A 7,721-nucleotide genomic window follows, 5' to 3' on the forward strand; every position below is an offset into this window, starting at 1 on the left:
ATTCCCTGAACAACTGCCGATTTGCCGGTGGCGGGCATACCCATCATCTCGCCGTCATTGGTTCCGGTTCCCGTCCATCGGGTGGTGACGAAGTCGCCTTCGGCGATCTGTTCGTTGATCAGGAACCGTTGATCCGAGAAAGCGGCGAGATACATCTGCACGAGCCGCCTGAGGCCTTCGGGGCCGTGGACCTCGGCGAACGGGTTCTGCGGATCGTGGTTGATGCAGTCGTCGGCCATGATTTCGTCGAAGACATCGAGGTCTCGCGAGTTCCACGCGTCGAAGATGCGCTTGGCTGAAGCCTTGTTCTGCTCTGACATGGCGTTTCCTAACTGGTAGTGACGCCGAACCGGCGAAGGGGCTCGTCACTACAGGCAGCCTTCGCCACGCCCGGCGTTCAGCACGGTGTGACGCTCGGGCCGACGGAATCCAGCCGTCACAACCCGATACGAGGACGTTGCCATCACGGAGGATGCCCGCCCCGAATGTTGCCCGGCAAGCACTCAACTCCCCACCGGGCGCAAACCTTGAAGCCGGTGTACGGAATAATTGTGCGCCTTTTTCGCAAGCAAGGTAAGAGGCGACCACGTACACGTTCGATGTCTTTTCCAGCCTCGACGGCGATATCCAGGAACTCGTCTACCGGCCGACCCTGCACGGTTGAGATCAGGTGTGCGGTTCCCGGGTTCGGTGCGTGTCAGAATGCGCCCATGACCATCAAGTTCGACGCGCTCGATGCCGCGTTGCTGGCCGAACTGGCCCGTGACCCCCGGGCGCCGATTCTCGAGCTGGCCCAGCGACTCGGGGTCGCCCGCAATACCGTGCAGGCGCGGATGAAGCGGCTCGAGGCATCGGGTGCCGTGCGGGGTTATCCGCCCGATATCGATGTGCAGGCCATCGGGTTCGCGGTGCACGCCTTCCTTGGCATCGAACTCGATCAGAACAAGATGGATCCGATCATCGAGACGCTGCGCGGGTTCCCGCACGTCCTCGAGGTGCACGCCACCACCGGCCGCGCCGATCTGCTGGTGCGCATCGCCGCGCAATCGCAGCAGGATCTCCTGGAGATCATCCAGCGGGTGCACGCCATCGACGGCGTGAACCACACCGAGACCATGCTCGCCTTGGCCACGCCGATCGGGTATCGGAGCCTGCCACTGGTCGAGCATCTGACGAACCGGACGCCTCAGCCGTGATGTGACCCAGGTCTCTCGCGCTCGAGCAGATTGATACATCCAGCTCAGTGGTACAGATCACTTTTGAGCAGACTGATCAACTATTCGACTGACTGTTGACACCGATTGCCCTCCACGGCACATTTCGCAGCACCGATAGCAAGTTCCTTCGTTGCGCAGCTCACGATCTGGGTTGTGGAAAGTGTGGTGAGGCGTTCATGACCACCGTCGTCTGTGCGACTGCTCGACCGTCGGCCGAGCCGGCCGCGCCCTACGACCTCGCCGATCGCTACCGCTCCGGCGCTGGCCCGGTGCTGCTGACCGGGGTCCAGGCCATCGCCCGGCTGCTGGTGGAACAGCATGTGCGCGATATTCGCGCCGGTCGCCGCGTCGCGACGTTCGTCTCCGGCTACCAGGGCAGCCCGCTGGGCGGGGTGGACAAGATGCTGCTCGGCATGCCGGAGGTACTCACCGAACACGACATCACCTTCGTCCCCGGGTTCAACGAGGAACTGGCCGCCACCGCGGTCTGGGGCAGCCAGGCCGAGCTGCCCGCCGGGCGGCCGACCCACGACGGCGTGGTCGGTGTCTGGTACGGCAAGGGTCCCGGCGTCGACCGCGCGACCGACGCCATCCGGCACGCCAACATGTACGGCGTGAATCCGCGCGGCGGCGTGCTGCTGCTGGTGGGCGATGATCCGGCCTCGAAATCGTCGACCGTGCCCGCGGTGAGCGAACGCTCGCTGGCCGCGATGGGGGTGCCCGTTCTGTTCCCGCGCAATGCCGAGGAGATCATCACCCTCGGTATGCAGGGCATCGCGATGTCGCGGGCCTCGGGGTGCGTGGTGGCGTTGAAGATCGTGGCCGATGTCGCCGACGGGGCGTGGACGGTCGACGAGGGCGTGGCCGACCTCGCCCTGACGGTGCCCGAAGTGCAGTGGGAGGGAACGCCTTTCGTCTATCGACAGCGACCGATGGCGGCGCCGACCGACAGCGTGCTCGCCGAAGCGGACCTCTACGGGCCACGCTGGGCGACGGTGCACGCCTACGGTGCGGCCAACGCTCTCGACGTCGTCGAGGTGGACCCGGCCGAGGCGAAGGTGGGGATCGCGGCCACCGGCACCACCTTCGACGCGGTCCGCCAGGCTCTGCTGGATCTGGGTGTCGACGAGGCGAGCATGCACCGCGCCGGAATCCGGTTGCTGCGCATCGGCATGCCCTATCCGCTGGGCACGGCCGCGCTCACCGAGTTCGCCCGCGGGCTCGAGCAGTTGATCGTCGTCGAGGACAAGACCGCGTTCATCGAAACGCAGGTCCGCGAGATCCTCTACGGCACCCCGGACGCGCCGCGCGTGCTCGGCAAGCGCGACGAGCGCGGCGCGCGCCTGATGCCGGTCGACGGCGAGCTCACCGCCGGACGGCTGCTGGCGCCGCTGCGCCGGGTGCTGCGCGGACGGGTGGAGCTGAAAAGGGCAGCGCCACCGGCACTTCCGCTGGAGGTTCTCTCCGCCAAGCGGACGCCCTATTTCTGCAGCGGCTGCCCGCACAACCGCTCCACCGCCCTGCCCGACGGCTCGATCGGCGGCGGCGGCATCGGCTGCCACACGCTGGTCACCATGTCCGGGCGCACCGACAGCGCGGTCACCGGGCTCACCCAGATGGGCGGTGAGGGCAGCCAGTGGATCGGGCAGGCGCCGTTCACCGATGTGCCGCATCTGTTCCAGAACATCGGCGACGGCACCTTCTTCCATTCCGGGCAGCTGGCGATCCAGGCCTGCGTCGCGGCCGGGGTGAACATCACTTACAAGCTGCTCTGGAACGAGGTCGTCGCGATGACCGGCGCCCAGGACGTGGAGGGCGGGATCACCGTCGCGCAGCTCACCCACAAACTCACCACCGAGGGTGTCCGCAAGATCGTCATCTGCGCCGATGAGCCGAAGCGGCACAGCAAGCGAGCGCTGGCGAAGGGCACGCTGCTCCTGCATCGCGACCGGCTCGACGAGGCGCAGAAACTGCTGCGCGAGATCGAGGGCGTCACGGTGCTGATCTATGACCAGCACTGCGCCGCCGACGCCCGCAGGCAGCGCAAGCGCGGGACACTGCCGACCCGCAATACCCGGGTGGTGATCAACGAGGCCGTGTGTGAGGGCTGCGGTGATTGCGGCGCCAAGTCGAACTGCCTGTCGGTGCAGCCGGTCGAGACCGAGTTCGGGCGCAAGACCCGCATCGATCAGACCTCGTGCAATACCGACTACAGCTGCCTGGACGGCGACTGCCCCTCGTTCGTGACGGTGGAAGTGGTCCCGGACAAGGGGAAGGTCGAGCCGCGCAAGACCATAGAGCCGCCTGCCGTAGCCGACCCGGACGTGGACGCACCGCAGCGCACCCAGAACGTGCTGATCGCCGGAATCGGGGGCACCGGCATCGTGACGGTGAACCAGGTCCTGGCCACCGCCGCCCTGCGCGCAGGCTACGAGGTGGAGAGCCTGGACCAGATCGGCCTGAGCCAGAAGGCCGGCCCGGTGCTGTCCCACCTGCGGTTCTCCACAACGGAATTGGAGCCGGCCAACCGGCTCACCCCCGGCAGCGCCGACTGCCTGCTCGCCGTCGACCTGCTCACCGCCACCGACCCCCGCTACCTCCAGTACGGCGACGCGGCGAGCACCGTGGCAGTGGCGTCGACGAGCCAGACCCCGACCGGCGACATGGTCTTCGACAAGTCGGTGGCCTACCCCGCGACGGACACTCTGCTGGATCGGCTTGCCACGGTGACGAATTCGATCAGTCACTTCGACGCGCTCGCGGCGGCACTGACGCTGTTCGGGAACACGGCAGCGGCCAATTTCCTGATCGTGGGCGCGGCCGTCCAGAACGGCGGGCTGCGCCTGCCGGTCGCGGCGATCGAGGAGGCCATCGGGATCAACGGTGTCGCGGTGAACGCCACCATCGCGGCGTTCCGGTGGGGGCGGGTCGCCGTCGCCGATCCGGCGGCGTTCGCGGCGGCGGTCGACACAGGCCGACCGCGGCGCACCCAGCCGGTGGCGCCCGCGGAGTTGCTGGCGAACACCAGCTTCGAGGGCGAGGTGCGCCGGATCGTGGAGCTGCGAGCGGCTCAGCTGATCGGCTACCAGAACGCGAAGGTGGCGCACCGCTACCTCGAGACGGTCAAATCCGTCTGGGCGGCAGAACGTTCGGTCACCGAGCGCACCGAATTCAGTGCGGCGGTCGCGCGCGGGCTGTTCAAGTTCACGGCCTACAAGGACGAGTACGAAGTAGCCCGGCTGCTCGTGGACCCGGACTTCCTCGCCGATGTGCAAGCCCAGGTACCCGGCGGCGAGAAGCTCACCTACAAGCTGCATCCCCCGATGCTGCGTGCGATGGGCCGGGACAAGAAGATCGGGCTCAGGCCGAAGTCGCATGTGGCGCTGAAGGTTCTGGCCAAGGGCAAGTTCCTGCGCGGCACCAGGCTCGACCCCTTCGGCTACGCCCATGTCCGCAAGGTCGAACGCGAACTGCTGGCCCACTACACCGACATGGTGCGCCGGCTGGCACATGATCTGACCACCGAGAATTACGAAACAGCCACTGCGGCAGCCGCACTGACCGACGTCGTGCGCGGCTACGAGGACATCAAGCTCGGCAATGTCGAGCTCTACCGCGCCCAGCTGCGCGAGCTCGGCATCGACTCCTGACGGGAGACGTTGCCACCGAGCCCACGGCACCATCCACCTCCGCGTTCGCTCGACCACGTCCTCACCGCCACGCGAACCCAGCCACTGCGACGTGCATCGCCGCGGCAAGCGGCTGAGCACATCGCCGCGCCGCAGCGCACCCGCGCCACCACTACGTCGCCGCACCAGCGGCACAACTGAACTGCCGCGGACCCGCGGCACCACAACCCCGCCGCCCAGGGCACAACCCTGGTGCGCGGAACCGGAAAGGAAATCGACAGTGACCGTTGCGCACACCGAAGCAGGAGTCTTCGGCCGATCGCACGAGCTCAGCGCCCGCGCCCACGAGCAGGTCGTGTTCTGCGAGGACGACAGATCCGGGCTGAAGGCGATCATCGCGATCCACTCGACCGCACTCGGCCCCGCCCTCGGCGGTACCCGCTTCTACCCGTACGCCGATGAATCCGCGGCCCTGCAAGACGTGCTGCGACTGTCCTGGGGAATGACGTACAAGGCCGCGGCGGCGGGGGTGGATCTCGGTGGCGGCAAAGCGGTGATCATCGGCGATCCGGCCACCCACAAGAGCGAGGACCTGCTCGCCGCCTACGGGCGGTTCGTCGAAACCCTCGGTGGGCGCTACATCACCGCCGGTGACGTGGGCACGAACACCGACGATCTGGATGTCATCGGTCGGCACACGAGCCACGTCACCGGCCGCAGTGTCGGCGCGGGCGGCAGCGGCGACAGTGCCCGGCTGACCGCGCTCGGCGTCTTCCACTCGATGCGGGCCGGAGCCGAGTTCGTGTGGGGCGCACCGACACTGGCCGGGCGCACGGTCGGCGTCGAGGGTGTCGGCAAGGTCGGGCGCGAACTCACCGCCCTGCTGCTCGCCGACGGCGCCGAGGTCTGCGTGACCGATGTGAACGAGGCGGCGCTGCGGCGCATCACCGACGAACTGCCCGCCGTCCGGCTGCTGTCGACAGTGTCCACCGCGCCGGTCGACGTGTATGCCCCCTGCGCGATGGGCGCCACCCTCACCGCGGCGAGCGCCGCGACGATCGAGGCGAAGCTCATCTGCGGTGCGGCGAACAACCAACTCGCGACACCCGAGGTCGAGCAGGCGCTCACCGACCGCGGCATCACCTGGGTGCCCGATTTCGTGGCCAATGCCGGTGGCCTCATCCAGGTGGCCGGTGAACTGCGCGCCGCCACGCCGGCCGAGGTCGAAGCCGAGGTCGCCGACATCTACCCGCGCTGCCGCGAGATCATCGCCGCCGCCATCACCGAGGGGATCGGGACCGGCGCCGCCGCCAACCGGTTCGCCGAGCGCCGTCTCGATGCCATTCCGAGGTCGCTGCGATGATGAACAAGAGCAGCCTGTTCCGGACCAAGTCGGTCGAACAGTCGATCCGGGACACCGACGATCCGGATGCCAAGCTCCGCAAGGATCTGACGGCGAAGGACCTGACGATCTTCGGTGTGGCGGTGGTGATCGGCGCGGGCATCTTCACCCTCACCGCGCGCACCGCGGGCACGGTGGCGGGACCGGCGGTGTCGCTGGCCTTCGTCTTCGCCGCGATCGCGTGCGGGCTCACCGCCCTGTGCTACGCGGAGTTCGCCTCGACCGTGCCGGTGGCGGGTAGCGCGTACACCTTCGCCTACGCCACCTTCGGCGAGGTGATCGCCTGGATCATCGGCTGGGATCTGATCCTGGAGTTCGCGCTCGCGGTGTCGGTGGTCGCCAAGGGCTGGTCGCAGTACCTCGGCGAAGTGCTCGGATCATCGGCGCCGGTGCTCCACCTCGGCACGGTGAAGTTCGACTGGGGCGCGGTGGTGATCATCGCGGTGGTCGGCGTGCTGCTGGCCACCGGGACCAAGCTGTCGTCGCGGGTGTCGGCCATCGCCGTCGCGATCAAGCTGGGCGTGATCGCGCTGGTGCTGGTCGTCGGCGCGACGTATTTCAAGCCGTCGAACCTGACCCCCTACATCCCGCCGGCGCAACCGTCGGAGAAGGCCGAGGGGATGCACCAGTCGCTGTTCGCCTTCCTCACCGGCTCCGGTGGCACCAGCTACGGCTGGTACGGGCTGCTCGCCGCGGCCAGCCTGGTGTTCTTCGCCTTCATCGGCTTCGACGTGGTCGCCACCACCGCCGAGGAGACGCGCAACCCACAGCGCGACGTCCCGCGCGGCATTCTGGCGTCGCTGGCGATCGTGACGGTGCTCTACATCGCGGTCTCGCTGGTCCTCACCGGCATGGTGTCCTACACCGAACTGGCCGACGGCAACGCCACATTGGCCACCGCCTTCGCCATCCACGGCGCCACCTGGGTGAAGAACATCATCGCCATCGGCGCGCTGGCCGGGCTGTCGACCGTGGTGATGGTGATGTTCCTCGGCCAGACCCGGGTGCTGTTCGCCATGGCCCGCGACGGTCTGCTGCCTCGCGGTCTCGCGCAGACCGGCAAGAAGGGCACACCCGTGCGGCTGACTGTGCTCGTCGGTGTGGTGTGCGCACTGCTGGCCGGTTTCGTCGAGTTCGGCACGCTGGAGGAAATGGTCAATATCGGCACACTGGTCGCGTTCGTCCTGGTGTCGATCGGGGTGCTGGTGCTGCGTCGCACCCGTCCGGATCTGCCGCGTGGGTTCCGCGTTCCGTTCGTCCCGGTGGTTCCCGTTCTCGGCGCTCTGGCCTGCGTGTGGCTGATGGTCAACCTCTCGATCGAGACCTGGCTGCGCTTCGTGATCTGGATGGCACTCGGTGTCATCGTGTACTTCGCCTACGGGCGCAGGCACTCGGTGCTCGGTCGCAGGCGACCCGACTCCGCGGAACCGGAACTGACACCGGTTCGATAGACCCGCTGCACACCCGAGGCCC

5 protein-coding genes are annotated in these 7,721 nt (G+C 67.7%); 4 read left to right on the forward strand and 1 reads right to left on the reverse strand.

Annotation, left to right across the window (positions count from 1 at the left end):
- Positions 1-320: ester cyclase (locus ACFWF3_RS16310; protein ID WP_379314307.1), on the reverse strand; the 320-nt coding region annotated here is incomplete at its 3' end.
- Between the two features lie 390 nt (positions 321-710).
- On the opposite strand from ACFWF3_RS16310, the gene ACFWF3_RS16315 reads away from it, so the two are divergent.
- The 4 genes from ACFWF3_RS16315 to ACFWF3_RS16330 all read left to right on the forward strand — a co-directional run bounded on the left by ACFWF3_RS16315 (position 711) and on the right by ACFWF3_RS16330 (position 7,699).
- A complete protein-coding gene (locus ACFWF3_RS16315; RefSeq protein WP_379314308.1) occupies positions 711-1,196 on the forward strand; it encodes an Lrp/AsnC family transcriptional regulator in 486 nt (161 codons plus the stop codon).
- Positions 1,197-1,393: 197 nt separating this feature from the next.
- Complete coding sequence (locus ACFWF3_RS16320; protein ID WP_379314309.1) at positions 1,394-4,867, forward strand: indolepyruvate ferredoxin oxidoreductase family protein; 3,474 nt, start codon at positions 1,394-1,396, stop codon at positions 4,865-4,867.
- 259 nt (positions 4,868-5,126) lie between these two features.
- Entirely contained in the window at positions 5,127-6,209 is a 1,083-nt protein-coding gene (locus tag ACFWF3_RS16325) for a Glu/Leu/Phe/Val dehydrogenase dimerization domain-containing protein (protein ID WP_378991570.1), read from the forward strand.
- Complete coding sequence (locus ACFWF3_RS16330; RefSeq protein ID WP_378991568.1) at positions 6,206-7,699, forward strand: APC family permease; 1,494 nt, start codon at positions 6,206-6,208, stop codon at positions 7,697-7,699. Before ACFWF3_RS16325 ends, ACFWF3_RS16330 begins: the two co-directional genes overlap by 4 nt.
- Positions 7,700-7,721 lie beyond the last annotated feature (22 nt).

Source organism: Nocardia sp. NPDC060220 (assembly GCF_042727815.1).
Classification (GTDB): Bacteria; Actinomycetota; Actinomycetes; order Mycobacteriales; family Mycobacteriaceae; genus Nocardia.